Below are 16,731 nucleotides of genomic sequence, written 5' to 3'. Positions count from 1 at the left end.
CGTCGAAAGAATATTAACGACGGTTGAAACATCTTTACATTAATTGAATCGGGAAAGGGAGAAAGGTTCAAGCTCGAAAGGAATAGGATGATTGTTAGCGAAATCAGTCACTATTTCACCTAATACGCTGGCAAATTTAAATCCGTGGCCGCTTAAGCCTGAAATGACCAGTGTATTTTCTCTGCCCGGCAATCTATCGATAATGAAATTTTCATCTTCTGTCATGTCGTAAGTACATGACGCGCCGCGTAAACTTACCCCAACACCCGGCAAAAAGTGGCGGAAAAAGTTGAAAGATTCGGTTCCGTCCTGGCTGAATCCGCCGAAAGTTTTGCGCTCTTGCGGCTCTGTGATCCACTGACCACCATTATGTTTTCCGAGCTTTAAGGAATCTTTTACGGAAGGGAAGCCGTAATACTGGTCCCCTTGTTGGGTTTCGAGCGTGAAGGCCGGGAAGTGATTTTCCTCGCTGTAACGACCATCGGCATGAAACCAGGCAAAAACTTTACGCAAAGGTTTCACGGGCAGTTCGGGAAGGATTTTTGTCACCCAGGTTCCGGCGGTCACGGCCAATTTTTTGCCATGATAAACGCCATCGATTGTGGAGACCTCAACACCGCCATCAATCCAACGGATATCGTCGACCGGGCAGTTGAACAGCTGCGCACAGCCCGCTTCGCGCGCGAGGCGGATGTAGGCGCTGATGGCGATTTCGCTTTGCAGATAACCTGAGTCAGGTTCGAAAACGCCGCAATAGCCGTCTGGTAAAGTAAACAGCGGCCATTTTTCGCGAATTTCAGCCGCGCTAAGAGACTGTGTGTTCAGGTTGTAGGTTTCAGCGCTAGTTTTCACATTGCCGATGAATTCGGAATCTTCAGGGCCAATATTCAACACGCCACTGCGGTGAAATACTTTATCACCGCTTAGCTCTGTCAGTTCATTCCAGAGCGTTTGTGCTCTTAGCAGCATGGGAACGTAACGGGCACCTTCACCATACGCATGGCGGATAAGCCGCGTTTCGCCGTGATGGCTGCCTGCCTGATGAGGAGGTATTGCGCTGTCTATCATCAGCACTTTCAGCCCGGCACGCGTGGCGTAATAGCCCGCAGCCGACCCGACTGAACCGCTGCCAACGATGATGAGATCATAATCCATAACCAAATTCTCCTCTGTCGAAATTTTTTAACAAATTGACTTCGGGCATGATAGTGAGTTTACGGCAGAGAACGCAAGGGAGCGGAGGCAAAGAAAAAGGCACCAGGATGAAATCGCTGGTGCCTCAGGCTGACAGGTAAAGCTTAGTGTTTTCGGTGATCACTGTATTCGTACTCGTTAGATTCTATCTTTTCGATACCGGCTTCAAGAATATTGATCAGCTGCCTGGCAACGTCGGTAGTTAACCATAAAGTTCTGTCTACCTGAGCATCCTCGGGTGTCTGGTCTTTTGAAGACAGGTAATGAAGACGTATCATCATGGCGTCATAAGAGTCGACGGTACTGATATCCCAACCAACAAGCGGGTGTGTCTGAATAACTTCATCATTTCTGTCCATATAGACCCCTTATATTGTAGTGACTGACGTGAGTGACTATCTGAGGATCAATGCGGCTCATTATCGGGTGAGCTATTTCAGTATAAACAGTTAAATCAATTTATGGAGAGGTTTGCGGGGTTTTAATTGTAAATAATTTGTATCGATAATGCGGGGATCAGAATATTCTGAAGATTAACCTAAATTACTTTTTTTTCTGAGTGTTTTTTATACATAAAAGAGAGTGAAAAAACCGGACTGCGACGCCCGGTGAAATACGCAAATAGCCTTACGGCGGGTTTTAATAAACCTGATTATTATTAATAGAGTATAGAATGAAAGCTTGTTCTTCGAAAATTCATACAGTTACTCATCATTCTGGTTTGAAAACCAGTCATCAGCGCTTTCCCAGGTTTCCTGGAGAATTTCTTCGATAAGATCACGATCTGTTTTGGCCCCGCCCAGTACGGACAAGCTATTTGCACCGGCGTAGCGAACCTGAATTTTATTTTCGCGATCAGAAAACTGTTTGTTAATTCTTTTACTCAATTCACCCGATAAGGCGTCTAACGCACCCGCAGGCAGAGGCTTGGTTTTATCGATTGTGACTTCAACACGCATAGGACCTCCCGAATAGATTTGACTGTATATTTATACAGTCAAATCGAGGTGTGCGCAATACAGAGTTGTACAGAATCGTATTTTAGTACGAAGTCACTTTCCAGTTGAGCGTTTGTCCTGCGAGGAATGGCACAACGGATTCGTTGCCCAGCGCAATTTCTTCTGGTTGTGTAACGGATGTACGCGTCAGCTCAATAAAATCTTCATTGAGTGACAAACCATAGAAACGCGGGCCATTCAGGGAGCAGAAAGCTTCAAAATGCTGAAGTGCATTCATTTCTTCGAAAACGGTCGCGTAAGCAGAAAGTGCCAGTGGTGCGTTGAAACAGCCCGCACAACCGCAGCTAGATTCTTTGCGGCCTTTGGTATGTGGTGCAGAATCTGTGCCCAGGAAGAAGCGGTCAGCGCCACTGGCAATGACTTCACGCAGTGCCTGCTGATGAACGTTACGTTTCAGGATGGGTAGGCAGAACAGGTGAGGGCGTACACCACCAACCAGCATGTGGTTGCGGTTAAACATCAGATGCTGAGGCGTAATGGTCGCGCCGAGATACTGATTGCCGGACATAACATACTGCGCCGCTTCTTTAGTCGTAATGTGCTCGAATACGATTTTTAATTCAGGAAACTGGCGGCGCACCGGATCCATCACTTCATCAATAAAACGCGCTTCCCGGTCGAAAATATCCACTTCGCTGTGAGTCACTTCACCGTGAATAAGTAAAGGCATGCCAATTTTTTGCATGCGCTCCAGCACCGGATAGATTCCCTTAACGTCCGAAACGCCGTGCTGAGAGTTTGTCGTTGCATTGGCCGGATAGAGTTTTGCGGCAGTGAAAACACCTTGCTCGAAACCCTGGGAGATTTCATCGGGATCCAGAGAGTCCGTCAGATAGCAGGTCAGCAACGGGGTGAAGTTATGTTCTTTCGGCAGTGCTGCCATAATACGTTCGCGGTAGGCAATTGCCGCTGCGACAGTCGTCACCGGAGGCGTCAGGTTGGGCATAACAATCGCGCGGCCAAAGACTTCACTGGTGAAAGGCAGAACGGTGCTGAGCATTTCATCATCACGAAGGTGAATATGCCAGTCATCTGGGCGGCGGATTTTCAAAACTTGCGGTGTGGCGGTCATCAGGCAAAACTCCGGCATTGAGAGACAAGATGTTGGGAATCAGGTGCGGTAATGGGAGCATTAACGGCGGGGAACAAGAATAAGCGTAAAACTGTTGTGTTGCATCTGTTAAATAAAGTTCGTATTGAAATCAATGTATCGAAAGGTTCATAGTGGACATAGATTTTAGTCAAAGTGCTTCCAGGCAATGTGGAAGCAAGACAAAAAAACAACAGGAGAACCAGTATGGAAATCAGAGTTGTTGCCACAATTGTTGCTAAACCAGAGTTTAAAAAACAGGTAACAGAAGCTTTGCTTGACGTTATTGAACCCAGCCGTCAGGAGGTTGGGTGCCTGCAGTATGAACTGCACGGGGATCTTGATAAGGAAGGGACATTCGTGTTTTACGAACGTTGGGCTTCCGAGGAAGCGCTGAATCAGCACAACAAGACAGAACATTTTCAGCATTTCGCCAAAAGTCTCGAAGGTAAGCTGGAGGAACTCACTATCCGCCGCCTGAAAACTCTGGCCTGAAAACGGTTCACTCAGTCAGTTATTACCACTCAATAATAAAAAACCCGCCGAAGCGGGTTTTTAGTTTATAGCATTTTCAATGCATCACTCAGAAGGCATTTCAGGTTTGCTTGCTGGCGCCGTCGCAGTGCTTACTGCTGCGTGGCCGCCGGCGGAACCTTTACCCTCGAAACCAAATTCAGGACGAACCCAGTCGCTGTGGCGGGCTGGTTCCTGAACATACTGAGGCGCTGGCGCCCTGGTCATCGGTGCAGTGGCATGATGCTTAAAGCGTGGTTCAGCAACGACAGTTTTAGAGACAGAAGTTTCAACATGAGCAGGCGCTTTCACCTCTGGCGCTGTTTCTGCGGCGTGCTGTACCGGCGCAACAGGCTCGGCGTTAACTTCAGGTTCTGCGGTTACCGGATCCTGAACTTCAGGTTCAGCAACAACAGGCGCTGGTTCAACAACAACTGGTTCGTGAGCTTGTGGTGGAACCTCTACACTCGGTGTCTCTTCAACTGGCTCTGCAGTTTCAGGTTCAACCAGAACAGGTTCTTCGGCAACAGGCTGTGCAATTTCAGGCACAACATTTTCTTCGGCTGGTGCTTCCGACTGTACAGCTTCAGTAACCGGTACTGCTTCAACCGCAAGAGTTTGCTCAACCGGCGCGGCTTCAACTTCAATTGTTTCATTCAGAACCGGCGTATTGACCTGAGCGATTTCAACCTGTTGTGTCAGCACTTCTGGCGTTTCAGTTTCTGCAAATTTTTGTTCAGATGACTGCGCAACCGGGTAAGTGATCCAGACCTTGCCTGACGCCATTTCAGGAGAAACAAACGCACCGGTCAGAGGCATTGGCGACTGAGTAGGGTAACGCTCATCACGATAACGACGACGACGCTGACCGCTTACACGCAGATGGCGTGGAGAACGACGTGAGCGACGTGGCATACCGTTTTCACGGTTGTTGTCATTCAGGTTTTCTTCGCTTTCAGCTGCATTAACAGCTTCCGTTTCAGAAGGTGCCTGTTCAGTAAATGTGGGAGCCGCAGGGCGGGTACCGGTAATCAGCAACTGTGCAGCAGCTTCTGCTTCGTGATCAACTTCTTCTGATTCAAAGCGAACTTTCTGCATTAACTGGCGACGCTGACGACGCTGAGCTGGTTGACGATCTTCTTGTTCCGTTTCATCACTGACCGGCGCGGCGATTTGCTCTACAACAACAGCATCCTGAATTTTTTCTTCAGTCTGTGTTTTGCGCTTATCTTCAGAACGGCGACGCGAACGCTCACGACGAGGTTGTTGCTGCTGCTCTTCACGCGGTGCAGTTTCAACATCTTCATTACGGCTTTCGCTAACAACAGGTTCCTGATTACGACGATTGCGGCGTTGATCATCACGCTGCTCGCGATTATTTTCGCGGTTGTCACGGCTTTCGCCACGATTATCACGATTATTCTCACGGCCTTCACCACGGTTGCCACGATCATTGCGTTCGCCACGTTCACCGTTGCGATCACGACGTCCGCCCTGACGACGCTGGTTACGGCGTTCGTTGTTGCGACGATTTTCTGTTTCAGTGGCTTCAGCTTCTTTCGGCGCTTCAACAGGTTTAACTTCCTGCTGTGGCTCCGGTGCGAATAAGCTTTTCAGCCTGCTCAGCAGACGGCTGACAAAACCGGATTTCTCAGCAGCTGGTGCGGCTGGCGCATTAACCGTTGTGGTACGGGTTTTAACCGGTTCTTCAACAGCTGTTTCCTGCTCAAAGGTGGACGGAGGCGCTTCACTTTGCAGGGCAAACGCAGCCAGTGCAGGTTGCTCAGGGCGACGACGCTCAGTTGGCAACTCTTCAGAGGGTTGCAGCATTTCCGCTTCGTGAATTTGTGGCAACAGATAGCTCAGTGCAGAGATTTCTTCGCCTTTACGTACGCGCAGAACATGGTAGTGCGGGGTTTGCATCTGATCATTTGGAACGATCACTGCACGGACACCGCCCTGACGTTTTTCGATGGCATTCACCGATTCACGTTTTTCGTTCAGCAGGTAAGAAGCGATAGGAACCGGAACGATTGCATGAACTTCTTTGGTATTTTCTTTCAGCGCTTCTTCTTCAATCAGACGCAGAATCGATAGCGACAGGGACTCGTTATCACGAACGGTACCTGTACCTGCGCAACGTGGGCAGATGTGGTGCGTTGATTCACCCAGTGAAGGGCTGAGGCGCTGACGGGACATTTCCAGCAAACCAAAGCGGGAAATACGACCGATTTGAATACGCGCGCGGTCCTGACGAACAGCATCACGCAGACGGTTTTCCACTTCGCGCTGGTGGCGAACTGGCGTCATATCGATGAAGTCGATAACAATCAAACCACCGAGGTCACGCAGACGTAACTGACGGGCAATTTCATCGGCTGCTTCAAGGTTGGTATTGAATGCGGTTTCTTCGATATCGCCGCCACGGGTTGCACGTGCGGAGTTGATGTCGATAGCCGTCAGGGCTTCGGTGCTGTCGATAACAATCGAGCCGCCGGAAGGCAGGCGCACTTCACGCTGGAAAGCAGATTCAATCTGGGATTCAATCTGATAATGACTGAACAGCGGGATCTCACCAACGTAAGGTTTGATTTTGCTGCTGAAATCAGGACGGCCAAGTGCAGCAATGTGCTCTTTTGCCAGATCGAGAATTTTAGGGTTATCGATGAGGATTTCACCGATGTCCGGGCGCAGGTAATCACGGAATGCGCGGACGATAACATTACTTTCCTGATGAATCAGGAAAGGTGCAGGGCGGCCTTCAGCGGCTTTCTTGATGGCATCCCAATGCTTGAGGCGGAAAGTCAGATCCCACTGCAGAGCTTCAGCAGATTTGCCAACGCCGGCGGTACGAACAATCAGACCCATGCCATCAGGTAATTGCAGTGAAGACAGCGCTTCTTTCAATTCTGTACGGTCGTCGCCTTCAATACGGCGGGAAATTCCCCCAGCACGTGGATTGTTTGGCATCAGAACCAGGTAACTACCGGCCAGGCTGATAAACGTCGTCAGCGCTGCGCCTTTATTTCCACGCTCTTCTTTATCAACCTGAACGATCACTTCCTGACCTTCGCGCAAAACATCTTTGATGTTCGGGCGGCCATGGGAGGAATAGTTACTTGGGAAATATTCGCGGGAGATTTCTTTCAGAGGGAGGAAACCATGCCTTTCCGCACCGTAATCTACGAATGCCGCTTCCAGACTTGGTTCAATGCGGGTGATTTTACCTTTGTAAATGTTCGCTTTTTTCTGCTCATGGCCCGGACTTTCAATATCCAAATCATACAGTCGCTGTCCATCTACCAAGGCAACGCGCAACTCTTCTTGCTGAGTCGCGTTGATCAACATTCTTTTCATCTTAACTTACTCATTATTATTCCATTATTGACAGAGCTGCGGGCAAAATGACCTCATGACCGGATAAACCGTTGGCCCCGAGTCTTCTCGCAAATCGTCAACCTCACGGCTGTCGCTTGCATAGGGGCGCATTATTTCGGTAAGTCTGCTTTTGCTGTATTAAAGACACCAGCGTTATGAAAGCAGCACTTTTATTAGGGGAATAGCTTCTGAATTTACGTTAACAGATCTCATTCCGTTCGCCGGCCAAGCTGCAACCCGCAGCCCGCTAATTGCTTGATTTCACATTACGTCTTACGCCATTGCTGCGTTTTTGTGCGATCAGGCAAATGTATAATTCCTGCGTTTTCCCTAACTTAAGAGAAACAACGCCGAAAGTGACTTCATTATTCCATTGCAGGCACTCTGATAGCAAGGTGACTTTTCCCATGGGGGTAAGATATTTACCTCAATGAGATATGTGCCGCATTGTCTTAACTTTTGTATTCTATAAAAACAGGTGAAGCGGGCAGGTTTTCCTCAGCAGTTACTGGTAAAGTAAGAGTTAAGCACATAAAAATCAGTGGCGCGAACCGTGCCGGATATTTAGAATCGCGAGCCATGAAAACTGAGAACCCAACTGTACAATTAATCCCCATTTCTGAAGATGAAGCCGGTCAGCGCATCGACAACTTCTTACTCAAAATCCTTAAAGGCGTGCCGAAAAGCATGATTTATCGCATCGTGCGTAAGGGCGAAGTCCGGGTTAATAAGAAAAGAATTAAGCCTGAATATAAGTTATTAGCGGGTGATGAAGTGCGTGTGCCGCCTGTTCGCGTAGCCGAAAGGGATGAAGTGCCGGTTTCTGCCAAACTGGATAAAGTCGCCGCACTGACAGACTGTATATTGTATGAAGACGATTACTTATTAATACTGAATAAGCCTTCTGGCACCGCGGTTCACGGTGGTAGCGGCCTGAGCTTTGGCGTTATCGAAGGATTACGTGCATTACGTCCTGAAGCGCGTTTTCTGGAATTAGTCCACCGTCTGGACCGTGATACGTCAGGCGTGTTGCTCGTCGCCAAGAAACGTTCAGCGTTGCGTTCTTTGCACGAGCAACTGCGTGTGAAAAGTATGCAGAAAGATTATCTGGCGCTGGTTCGCGGTGAATGGCCTTCGCATTGCAAAGTCGTGCAGGCGCCATTACTGAAGAATATTTTACAAAGTGGCGAGCGTGTTGTCCGGGTTAATGCTGAAGGTAAGCCTTCTGAAACGCGTTTCAAAATTGAAGAGCGTTATGAATTCGCAACACTGGTGAAAGCCAGCCCGGTAACAGGCAGAACGCACCAGATTCGTGTTCATGCCCTGCATGCGGGGCATCCGATTGCTTTTGATGACCGCTACGGCGAGCGTGATTTTGACGCGAAGCTGGCAGGCACGGGATTGAATCGTTTATTCCTGCACGCTGCGGCTTTACGATTTGAACATCCAAACACCGGTGAAACACTGCGTATTGAAGCGCCGATGGATACCAAACTGCGTAACTGCCTGAAAATTCTGCGTAGTAAAAGCACTTCGCGTTAACGATTCTGCATTACATAATAAGTAGGGGCGCACAGGTTGCGCCTCCTTTCCTTTCTGTCTACCTATAAAAGCGGATTTACGCCGTGCACCCGTAACAAACCCAGCAGGGCAATGAGTGGTAATCCAATCAGCGTATTCGGGTCGCGCCCTGAAAGGCTGTCAAATAACGTGATACCCAGCCCCTCGGATTTAAAACTTCCGGCGCAATCGTAAGGTTGTTCGCGATGCAAATAACCTGAAATCTCTTCGTCTGTTAATGCCCGGAAGACAACCTCAAAGGTTTCGCACAATGTCTGCGCCTGTTTCTTCTGGCTATCATAAAGGCTGAGGCCGGTATAAAACGTCACTGTTTTTCCGCTCGCTGCGTGTAGTTGGCGGAAGGCATTTTCGAAGGTATGAGGCTTGCCGGTGATATGCCCGTCGATTACGCAAACCTGGTCAGAGCCGATAATCAGGTGTTCCTGATAGTCTTCGCCCAGTAAAGAAGCTTTAGACTGAGCCAGCCGTTTCACCAGTTCATCAGGTTTTTCGCCCGCGACCGGTGTTTCATCAATATCGGGAGATGCGCTTAAGAATTCGAGGCCGGTTTTTGCCAGAAGTGCTTTCCGGTAGACAGAAGTGGAGGCTAAAAGAATTTTTTTCGGTGATGTTTGCATAATTTTTTTTCACAAAGCGTAGCGTTATTGAATCGCACATTTTAAACTGTCGGCCGCTGTGGAAGCGAATATTGGTGAAAGGTGCGGTTTAAAGGCCTTTTTCTTTGACTCTATGTCGTTACAAAGTTAATATGCGCGCCCTATGCAAAAAGTAAAATTACCCCTGACCGTTGATGCGGTCCGCACTGCCCAGAAGCGTTTAGACTATACAGGTGTCTATGCTGCAGAACAGGTGACGCGGGTTGCCCAATCAGTGGTTAGCGTGGATTCTGACGTACAAACCTCTTTGTCGTTTAATATCGACAATCAGCGCCTGGCTGTGATTACCGGCCACTCCGATGTTGCTGTTACTCTGGAATGCCAGAGATGCGGTAAGACGTTTGAACATCAGGTTCACACAACGTATTGTTTTAGTCCTGTCCATAACGATGAGCAGGCTGAGGCATTACCGGAAGCGTACGAGCCGATCGAAGTCGATGATTTTGGCGAAGTTGATTTGCTGGCAATGATTGAAGACGAAATTATTCTTTCTCTGCCTGTCGTTCCGGTACATGAATCTGAACACTGTGAAGTGTCCGACGCGGACATGGTGTTTGGTAAACTGCCTGCAGAGGCGGAGAAACCAAATCCATTTGCCGTATTAGCGAGTTTAAAGAAAAGTACTTAAGGAGTAAGGTCCATGGCCGTACAACAGAATAAACCAACCCGTTCTAAACGTGGCATGCGTCGTTCACATGACGCTCTGACCACTTCCACTCTGTCTGTGGACAAGACTTCTGGTGAAACTCACCTGCGTCACCACATCACTGCCGACGGTTTCTACCGCGGTCGCAAGGTAATCGGCTGATATTTGCCTGCAACTTATTCACGTGATAAGTGCTGGCAAGGCGATACCTTGACTCGTCTAACCCTCGCGTTAGATGTAATGGGCGGGGATTTCGGTCCTTCCGTCACAGTGCCTGCTTCATTGCAGGCACTGATTTCTAATTCTGAATTAGACCTTCTTCTGGTCGGCGATCCCGACGCAATCACACCTTTCTTAGCCAAAGCCGATCCTTCTTTAACAGAACGAATTCGGATAATTCCTGCTGAATCAGTAATAGCCAATGACCTCCGCGCGTCGCAAGCTATTCGGGCCAGTAAAGGAAGTTCTATGCGTGTGGCGTTGGAACTGATCAAAAGTGGTGACGCGCAGGCGTGCGTCAGTGCCGGGAATACCGGCGCACTGATGGGATTAGCCAAACTGGTTGTAAGGCCTCTGGATGGCATTGAGCGTCCGGCGCTGATGAGCGTATTGCCCAATCAGAAGCGCAGTAAAACCGTGGTGCTGGATCTGGGGGCCAATGTTGAGTGTGACAGCACCATGCTGGTCCAGTTTGCCGTTATGGGTGCAGTGATGGCAGAACAGGTGGTGGGTATTACCAACCCCCGTGTTGCCTTGCTGAATATCGGTGAAGAGGAAAGTAAAGGGCTGGATAACATCCGTGAAGCCGCTGCCATTTTAAAAAATACCGCACTAATCAACTATATCGGCTATCTTGAAGGCAATGACCTTCTGACCGGTAAGACTGATGTGATGGTGTGTGACGGCTTTGTCGGTAACGTTACGCTCAAGACCATGGAAGGTGTAATAAGGATGTTTTTGTCACTGTTAAAATCCTCTGGCGAGGGTGGCAAGAAGGCCTGGTGGCTGAAATGGTTAGGTCGGATAGTACAGAAAAAATTGCTAAAGCGTTTTAGCCATCTCAACCCCGACCAGTATAATGGCGCATGTTTGTTAGGATTACGGGGCATCGTTATTAAAAGCCACGGCGGAGCAAACCAGCGTGCGTTTGCTGTTGCTATCGAACAGGCTGTGCAGGCGGTGCAGCGGCAGGTCCCTCAGCGGATTGCCGCGCGCCTTGAAGCTGTATTACCCAAGAGTGACTGATCGTACATGTATACAAAGATTCTCGGTACGGGGAGCTATTTGCCCGTGCAAGTTCGGTCTAATGCCGACTTAGAAAAAATGGTGGATACCTCCGACGAGTGGATTGTCACCCGCACAGGTATTCGTGAACGTCGTATCGCTGCACCGGATGAGACTGTGGCCACAATGGGCCTGCACGCAGCAGAAAAAGCACTCGAAATGGCCGGCGTCAGCGCGAGCGACGTAGGTCTGATCATTGTTGCAACAACCTCATCTTCACATGCATTCCCGAGTTCAGCCTGCCAGGTGCAGAACATGCTGGGCATCAAGGATTCTGCAGCTTTCGATTTGGCCGCGGCTTGTGCAGGTTTCACCTATGCACTGAGCGTTGCCGATCAATACATTAAAAACGGCGCCGTGAAATATGCGCTGGTGATCGGCTCTGACGTACTGTCTCGTAAACTCGATCCTGAAGATCGTGGTACGGTGATCCTCTTTGGTGATGGTGCTGGCGCAGTATTGCTGGGCGCATCCGAAGAGCAGGGCATTATTTCTACGCACATGCATGCAGATGGCCATTATGGCAACCTGCTGACGCTGGCTTATCCAAGTCAGTCTGAGCCTGAAAAACCGGCTTACGTCACCATGGCGGGTAATGAAGTCTTCAAAGTGGCTGTGACTGAACTGGCACACATTGTTGATGAAACCCTGACGGCAAATAATCTTGACCGTTCTGAACTCGACTGGCTGGTTCCGCACCAGGCGAACCTGCGAATCATCAGTGCGACAGCGAAAAAGCTGGGTATGGGGATGGATAAAGTTGTCGTCACTCTCGATCGTCACGGTAATACTTCAGCGGCTTCTGTGCCTGCTGCGTTTGACGAAGCGGTGCGTGATGGCAGAATTCAGCGCGGGCAGTTAGTGCTGCTCGAAGCATTTGGCGGTGGCTTTACCTGGGGCTCGGCGCTGGTACGTTTCTGATTTAACAGGAAGATAAAAATGACAAAAACAGCAGTTGTTTTCCCTGGTCAGGGTTCTCAGACGCTCGGCATGCTGGCTGATTTGGCTACAGCATACCCGATTGTTGAAGAAACATTTGCCGAAGCTTCTTCGGTGCTGGGGTATGATTTATGGCAGTTGGTGCAGCAGGGGCCAGCTGAAGAATTGAATAAAACCTGGCAGACACAGCCTGCTTTGCTGGCCGCGTCTGTCGCTCTCTGGCGCGTCTGGAAGCAGCAGAACGGCACTCAGCCCGTTCTGATGGCCGGCCACAGCCTGGGCGAATACTCTGCGCTCGTTTGCGCGGGTGTGATGGATTTCAAACAGGCTATTTCCCTGGTTGAACTGCGCGGCAAACTGATGCAGGAAGCCGTGCCCGCGGGTACCGGCGCAATGTACGCCATTATCGGTCTGGACAACGATGCGATCGCGAAAGCGTGCGAAGAATCTGCGCAAGGCCAGGTGGTTTCGCCGGTGAACTTTAACTCACCGGGCCAGGTCGTTATCGCCGGTAACAAAGAAGCCGTTGAGCGTGCAGGTGCTGCTTGTAAAGCCGCTGGCGCAAAACGTGCTCTGCCGCTGCCTGTCAGCGTGCCTTCACACTGCGCATTAATGAAGCCTGCTGCTGATAAACTCGCTGTTGCGCTGGAAAATGTGACTTTCAGTGCGCCACAATATTCCGTTGTGAACAACGTAGACGTGAAAGTTGAAACGTCTCCGGAAGCTATCCGCAGTGCGCTGGTTCGTCAGTTGTACAGCCCGGTTCGTTGGACTGAATCTGTCGAATTCATGGCAGCACAAGGCGTTGAACAGTTATTAGAAGTGGGACCCGGTAAAGTTCTGACCGGTCTGACTAAACGTATTGTAGACACCCTGACGGCGGCCGCGGTAAACGACACGGCAAGCCTGACTGCGGCGCTTGAGCAGTAATTAAGAGGATGAGTATGAGCTTCGAAGGCAAAATTGCACTGGTAACGGGTGCGAGCCGTGGCATTGGTCGCGCAATCGCTGAAAAGCTGGTTGCTGGCGGCGCAAAAGTGATCGGCACCGCGACCAGCGAAAAAGGCGCTGAAGCAATCGGCGAATATTTAGGCGAAAACGGCAAGGGTATTATGCTCAATGTGGTTGATTCTGCATCTATTGAGCAAGTATTGGCGACGATTCGAGCTGAATTTGGCGAAATTGACATTTTAGTTAATAATGCCGGCATTACCCGTGATAACCTTCTCATGCGAATGAAGGATGACGAGTGGCAGGATATCCTGGATACGAATCTGACTTCAGTGTTTCGGCTGTCAAAAGCTGTCATGCGGGCTATGATGAAGAAACGGTGTGGACGGATTATTACAATTGGTTCCGTTGTTGGCACCATGGGTAACGCAGGGCAGGCGAACTACGCGGCGGCTAAAGCTGGATTGATTGGTTTTAGTAAGTCTTTGGCACGTGAAGTCGCTTCACGTGGCATTACTGTCAACGTCGTCGCTCCCGGCTTTATTGAGACGGATATGACAAGGGCGTTGACAGATGATCAACGCGCAGGCATTTTGTCATCAGTTCCAGCCAACCGGTTGGGCGATGCCAAAGAAATTGCCAGCGCCGTTGCTTTTTTAGCCTCTGACGAGGCCAGCTACATTACGGGTGAAACATTACATGTCAATGGCGGCATGTACATGATTTAAAAATTACGAAATTATTTGCGTTTTTTGCGGTAAAAACCGCAAAATAGAGCAAATTCGTGGTTTGACCAGCCTGGATTTAGTTGCATCTTTTTCAACATTTTATACACTACGAAAACCATCGCGAAAGCGAGTTTTGATAGGAAATTTAAGAGTATGAGCACTATCGAAGAACGCGTTAAGAAAATCATCGTTGAACAGCTGGGTGTTAAACAGGAAGAAGTAGTGAATGCTGCATCTTTCGTAGACGACCTTGGCGCTGATTCTCTCGACACCGTTGAGCTGGTTATGGCTCTGGAAGAAGAGTTTGATACCGAGATCCCTGACGAAGAAGCTGAAAAAATCACTACTGTTCAGGCAGCTATTGATTTTATCAACGCTAGCCAACAGTAAGCGTACATGCTTTAAGTTTAGATAGTTAGGCGGTCATTCGACCGCCTAAGTTTTTTATATCCCACGGTATTACTACTTTTCCCTCCCTGGAGGACACACGTGTCTAAGCGTCGAGTTGTAGTGACTGGACTGGGCATGCTGTCTCCTGTCGGCAATACTGTAGAGTCCACTTGGAACGCTCTCCTTGCCGGTCAGAGTGGCATTAGCCTAATCGACCATTTTGATACTAGTGCCTATGCAACGCGTTTTGCTGGCTTAGTGAAAGATTTTAACTGTGAAGACTTCATCTCCCGCAAAGATGCACGCAAGATGGACGCCTTCATTCAGTATGGTATTACTGCCGGTATTCAAGCGATGCAAGACTCCGGGCTTGAAGTAAATGCTGAGAACGCGACGCGTATTGGTGCGGCGATTGGTTCTGGTATTGGCGGCCTTGGTCTGATTGAAGAAAACCATTCCTCATTGGTTAACGGCGGACCTCGTAAAATTAGTCCTTTCTTCGTTCCCTCAACCATCGTTAACATGATTGCCGGTCATCTGAGCATTATGTTTGGGTTGCGCGGACCGAGTATTTCTATTGCTACGGCTTGTACCTCTGGCGTACACAATATTGGTCACGCTGCCCGTATCATTGCTTATAACGATGCGGACGTCATGCTGGCCGGTGGCGCAGAAAAAGCCAGTACACCGTTGGGTGTGGGTGGTTTTGGTGCGGCACGTGCGCTTTCAACCCGTAACGATAATCCTCAGGCGGCAAGCCGTCCGTGGGATAAAGATCGTGATGGTTTCGTCCTCGGCGACGGCGCTGGCATTATGGTGCTGGAAGAGTACGAACATGCCCGCAAACGTGGTGCGAAAATTTATGCTGAGATTGTTGGTTTTGGGATGAGTAGCGATGCTTTCCATATGACTTCACCGCCGGAAGATGGCGCGGGTGCAGCTCTGGCAATGGAAAATGCACTGCGCGATGCCGGTATTTCTGCTTCCGAAATTGGTTATATCAACGCGCACGGGACATCTACCGCTGCGGGTGATAAAGCTGAAGCTCAGGCCGTTAAGTCTGTCTTCGGTGCGGATGCGAAGAAAGTTCTGGTCAGCTCGACAAAATCCATGACAGGACATTTACTGGGCGCCGCTGGCGCAGTGGAATCCATCTTTACCTTACTGGCTTTACGCGATCAGGCCGTTCCACCGACCATCAATCTGGATAATCCGGATGAGGGTTGTGATCTGGACTTCGTAGCGCATGAAGCGCGTCAGGTAAAAGCACTGAATTACTCACTGTGTAACTCTTTTGGTTTTGGCGGCACCAATGGTTCGCTGGTATTCCGCAAGATCTGAATCCGGTAAAAACCTTTCCGTCTGAAAAGGCCCGTTATTGGGCCTTTTTGCTGTCTGCACAAAAGGTTTGATTTGTGCCAAACGGCAGTTCAACAAAAGGTGTGTTCCAGCGCTCTGCCTGGCCCGGTACGATAAAGTAAGAATGCTCCACTTGATGCAACAGGCCCGCTCGCGCAGGCTCTTCAGTCAGAGAATCTTAATGCCCGGAGGAAGTAACCATGTGGATCAACGGTGTGGCGCAAGCTGCATTGCCGGCAGGAGATCGTTCGGTGCAATTTGGCGATGGCTGTTTTACGACGGCCAGAGTGATGAACGGCGAAATTCAGTTTCTGGATGCCCACCTGCAACGTTTGCAGCGTGCGGTTGGCGTATTACGAATTGAGGGCGTGGACTGGCAGGCGCTGGAGCGTGAAATGGTTGGGGCCGTGCAGCCAGAGCAAGAGGGCGTGTTGAAAGCCATTTTGACGCGCGGGCAGGGCGGGCGCGGTTACAGCACTGCCGGATGCAGCACCCCGACCCGTATTGTGTCGGTATCGGGTTACCCAGCGCAGTATCACCAATGGCGCGAGCGCGGCGTGAAGCTTGCGTTAAGCCCGGTTATGCTGAGCAAAAATCCCCTGCTGGCAGGAATTAAACATCTCAACCGCCTTGAACAGGTCATGATCCGCATGCATCTTGACCAGACAGACGCCAATGAAGCGCTGGTGGTTGACACCTCCGGTTGCCTGGTGGAATGCTGTGCGGCTAATTTATTTTGGCGCAAAGGAAATCAGGTCTTTACGCCGGATTTATCCCAGTCTGGCGTTGATGGGATTATGCGTCAGCAACTTATCCGCGTGATTGAATCAGCCTCTCCCTGGGTTTTACATCAGGTTCGTGAAAAGCCCGAAACACTATCAGATGCTGACGAAATCCTGATTTGTAATGCACTGATGCCCATTTTACCGGTGGCAGAAGCCTGTGAACGTCATTACGCCGGGCGGCATTTGTACAATTTCCTGCACCAGAGCTTTTAAAAAGT

17 protein-coding genes are annotated in these 16,731 nt (G+C 49.7%); 11 read left to right on the top strand and 6 right to left on the bottom strand.

Translation table 11 applies throughout. The annotated features are described in order from the left end of the window. Window positions 1-39: 39 nt before the first annotated feature. The 4 genes from solA to pyrC all read right to left on the bottom strand — a co-directional run bounded on the left by solA (window position 40) and on the right by pyrC (window position 3,285). A complete protein-coding gene (gene solA / locus ACLBVC_RS00940) occupies window positions 40-1,155 on the bottom strand; it encodes an N-methyl-L-tryptophan oxidase (protein WP_410147563.1) in 1,116 nt (371 codons plus the stop codon). Between the two features lie 143 nt (window positions 1,156-1,298). Beyond that, on the bottom strand, window positions 1,299-1,553 hold the full coding sequence (gene bssS / locus ACLBVC_RS00935; protein ID WP_013576258.1) for a biofilm formation regulator BssS: 255 nt from the start codon (window positions 1,551-1,553) through the stop codon (window positions 1,299-1,301). Between the two features lie 345 nt (window positions 1,554-1,898). Continuing rightward, entirely contained in the window at window positions 1,899-2,153 is a 255-nt protein-coding gene (dinI, locus tag ACLBVC_RS00930; protein WP_013576257.1) for a DNA damage-inducible protein I, read from the bottom strand. A gap of 82 nt (window positions 2,154-2,235) precedes the next feature. Continuing rightward, window positions 2,236-3,285 (bottom strand): dihydroorotase, encoded by a 1,050-nt coding sequence (pyrC, locus tag ACLBVC_RS00925; protein WP_410147562.1) that lies wholly within the window; start codon window positions 3,283-3,285, stop codon window positions 2,236-2,238. A 225-nt stretch (window positions 3,286-3,510) separates the two neighbouring features. On the opposite strand from pyrC, the gene ACLBVC_RS00920 reads away from it, so the two are divergent. Beyond that, complete coding sequence (locus tag ACLBVC_RS00920; RefSeq protein ID WP_410147561.1) at window positions 3,511-3,798, top strand: putative quinol monooxygenase; 288 nt, start codon at window positions 3,511-3,513, stop codon at window positions 3,796-3,798. A gap of 84 nt (window positions 3,799-3,882) precedes the next feature. On the opposite strand, the gene rne is transcribed toward ACLBVC_RS00920, so the two are convergent. Next, window positions 3,883-7,173 (bottom strand): ribonuclease E, encoded by a 3,291-nt coding sequence (gene rne, locus ACLBVC_RS00915; protein WP_410147559.1) that lies wholly within the window; start codon window positions 7,171-7,173, stop codon window positions 3,883-3,885. 600 nt (window positions 7,174-7,773) lie between these two features. On the opposite strand from rne, the gene rluC reads away from it, so the two are divergent. Further along, complete coding sequence (gene rluC / locus ACLBVC_RS00910) at window positions 7,774-8,736, top strand: 23S rRNA pseudouridine(955/2504/2580) synthase RluC (RefSeq protein WP_410147558.1); 963 nt, start codon at window positions 7,774-7,776, stop codon at window positions 8,734-8,736. A 62-nt stretch (window positions 8,737-8,798) separates the two neighbouring features. Here rluC and ACLBVC_RS00905 read toward each other — a convergent pair whose 3' ends face one another. Beyond that, the gene (locus tag ACLBVC_RS00905; RefSeq protein ID WP_410147557.1) at window positions 8,799-9,392 is read right to left on the bottom strand and encodes a Maf family protein; all 594 of its coding nucleotides are present in this window, start codon (window positions 9,390-9,392) and stop codon (window positions 8,799-8,801) included. A 142-nt stretch (window positions 9,393-9,534) separates the two neighbouring features. Between ACLBVC_RS00905 and yceD the strand changes: the two genes are divergently transcribed. The 9 genes from yceD to pabC all read left to right on the top strand — a co-directional run bounded on the left by yceD (window position 9,535) and on the right by pabC (window position 16,726). Next, complete coding sequence (yceD, locus tag ACLBVC_RS00900) at window positions 9,535-10,059, top strand: 23S rRNA accumulation protein YceD (protein WP_195822849.1); 525 nt, start codon at window positions 9,535-9,537, stop codon at window positions 10,057-10,059. A gap of 12 nt (window positions 10,060-10,071) precedes the next feature. Further along, window positions 10,072-10,239, top strand: a complete 168-nt coding sequence (gene rpmF / locus ACLBVC_RS00895) for a 50S ribosomal protein L32 (RefSeq protein ID WP_013576249.1) — start codon at window positions 10,072-10,074, stop codon at window positions 10,237-10,239. A 48-nt stretch (window positions 10,240-10,287) separates the two neighbouring features. Further along, window positions 10,288-11,322, top strand: a complete 1,035-nt coding sequence (gene plsX / locus ACLBVC_RS00890) for a phosphate acyltransferase PlsX (RefSeq protein ID WP_410147555.1) — start codon at window positions 10,288-10,290, stop codon at window positions 11,320-11,322. A gap of 6 nt (window positions 11,323-11,328) precedes the next feature. Beyond that, entirely contained in the window at window positions 11,329-12,282 is a 954-nt protein-coding gene (locus tag ACLBVC_RS00885) for a beta-ketoacyl-ACP synthase III (protein WP_195814031.1), read from the top strand. Window positions 12,283-12,300: 18 nt separating this feature from the next. Further along, window positions 12,301-13,230, top strand: a complete 930-nt coding sequence (fabD, locus tag ACLBVC_RS00880; RefSeq protein WP_410147554.1) for an ACP S-malonyltransferase — start codon at window positions 12,301-12,303, stop codon at window positions 13,228-13,230. A gap of 14 nt (window positions 13,231-13,244) precedes the next feature. Further along, complete coding sequence (gene fabG / locus ACLBVC_RS00875; RefSeq protein ID WP_013576245.1) at window positions 13,245-13,979, top strand: 3-oxoacyl-ACP reductase FabG; 735 nt, start codon at window positions 13,245-13,247, stop codon at window positions 13,977-13,979. 153 nt (window positions 13,980-14,132) lie between these two features. Then, a complete protein-coding gene (gene acpP, locus ACLBVC_RS00870) occupies window positions 14,133-14,369 on the top strand; it encodes an acyl carrier protein (protein WP_015690190.1) in 237 nt (78 codons plus the stop codon). Window positions 14,370-14,468: 99 nt separating this feature from the next. Beyond that, complete coding sequence (gene fabF / locus ACLBVC_RS00865) at window positions 14,469-15,710, top strand: beta-ketoacyl-ACP synthase II (RefSeq protein WP_152325601.1); 1,242 nt, start codon at window positions 14,469-14,471, stop codon at window positions 15,708-15,710. Window positions 15,711-15,928: 218 nt separating this feature from the next. Next, on the top strand, window positions 15,929-16,726 hold the full coding sequence (pabC, locus tag ACLBVC_RS00860) for an aminodeoxychorismate lyase (RefSeq protein ID WP_410147551.1): 798 nt from the start codon (window positions 15,929-15,931) through the stop codon (window positions 16,724-16,726). Window positions 16,727-16,731: the final 5 nt, after the last annotated feature.

This window comes from Rahnella selenatireducens (genome assembly GCF_046449555.1).
Classification (GTDB): domain Bacteria; phylum Pseudomonadota; class Gammaproteobacteria; order Enterobacterales; family Enterobacteriaceae; genus Rahnella; species Rahnella selenatireducens.
This window is presented reverse-complemented; position numbering and strand designations above follow the sequence as displayed.

Coding starts and splice junctions, on each gene's coding strand:
- ACLBVC_RS00885 (WP_195814031.1), top strand. CDS start 11,329: ATGTATACAAAGATTCTCGGTACGGGGAGCTATTTGCCCGTGCAAGTT.
- dinI (WP_013576257.1), bottom strand. CDS start 2,153: ATGCGTGTTGAAGTCACAATCGATAAAACCAAGCCTCTGCCTGCGGGT.
- solA (WP_410147563.1), bottom strand. CDS start 1,155: ATGGATTATGATCTCATCATCGTTGGCAGCGGTTCAGTCGGGTCGGCT.
- rne (WP_410147559.1), bottom strand. CDS start 7,173: ATGAAAAGAATGTTGATCAACGCGACTCAGCAAGAAGAGTTGCGCGTT.
- ACLBVC_RS00920 (WP_410147561.1), top strand. CDS start 3,511: ATGGAAATCAGAGTTGTTGCCACAATTGTTGCTAAACCAGAGTTTAAA.
- pabC (WP_410147551.1), top strand. CDS start 15,929: ATGTGGATCAACGGTGTGGCGCAAGCTGCATTGCCGGCAGGAGATCGT.
- bssS (WP_013576258.1), bottom strand. CDS start 1,553: ATGGACAGAAATGATGAAGTTATTCAGACACACCCGCTTGTTGGTTGG.
- acpP (WP_015690190.1), top strand. CDS start 14,133: ATGAGCACTATCGAAGAACGCGTTAAGAAAATCATCGTTGAACAGCTG.
- rpmF (WP_013576249.1), top strand. CDS start 10,072: ATGGCCGTACAACAGAATAAACCAACCCGTTCTAAACGTGGCATGCGT.
- yceD (WP_195822849.1), top strand. CDS start 9,535: ATGCAAAAAGTAAAATTACCCCTGACCGTTGATGCGGTCCGCACTGCC.
- ACLBVC_RS00905 (WP_410147557.1), bottom strand. CDS start 9,392: ATGCAAACATCACCGAAAAAAATTCTTTTAGCCTCCACTTCTGTCTAC.
- fabD (WP_410147554.1), top strand. CDS start 12,301: ATGACAAAAACAGCAGTTGTTTTCCCTGGTCAGGGTTCTCAGACGCTC.
- fabG (WP_013576245.1), top strand. CDS start 13,245: ATGAGCTTCGAAGGCAAAATTGCACTGGTAACGGGTGCGAGCCGTGGC.
- rluC (WP_410147558.1), top strand. CDS start 7,774: ATGAAAACTGAGAACCCAACTGTACAATTAATCCCCATTTCTGAAGAT.
- pyrC (WP_410147562.1), bottom strand. CDS start 3,285: ATGACCGCCACACCGCAAGTTTTGAAAATCCGCCGCCCAGATGACTGG.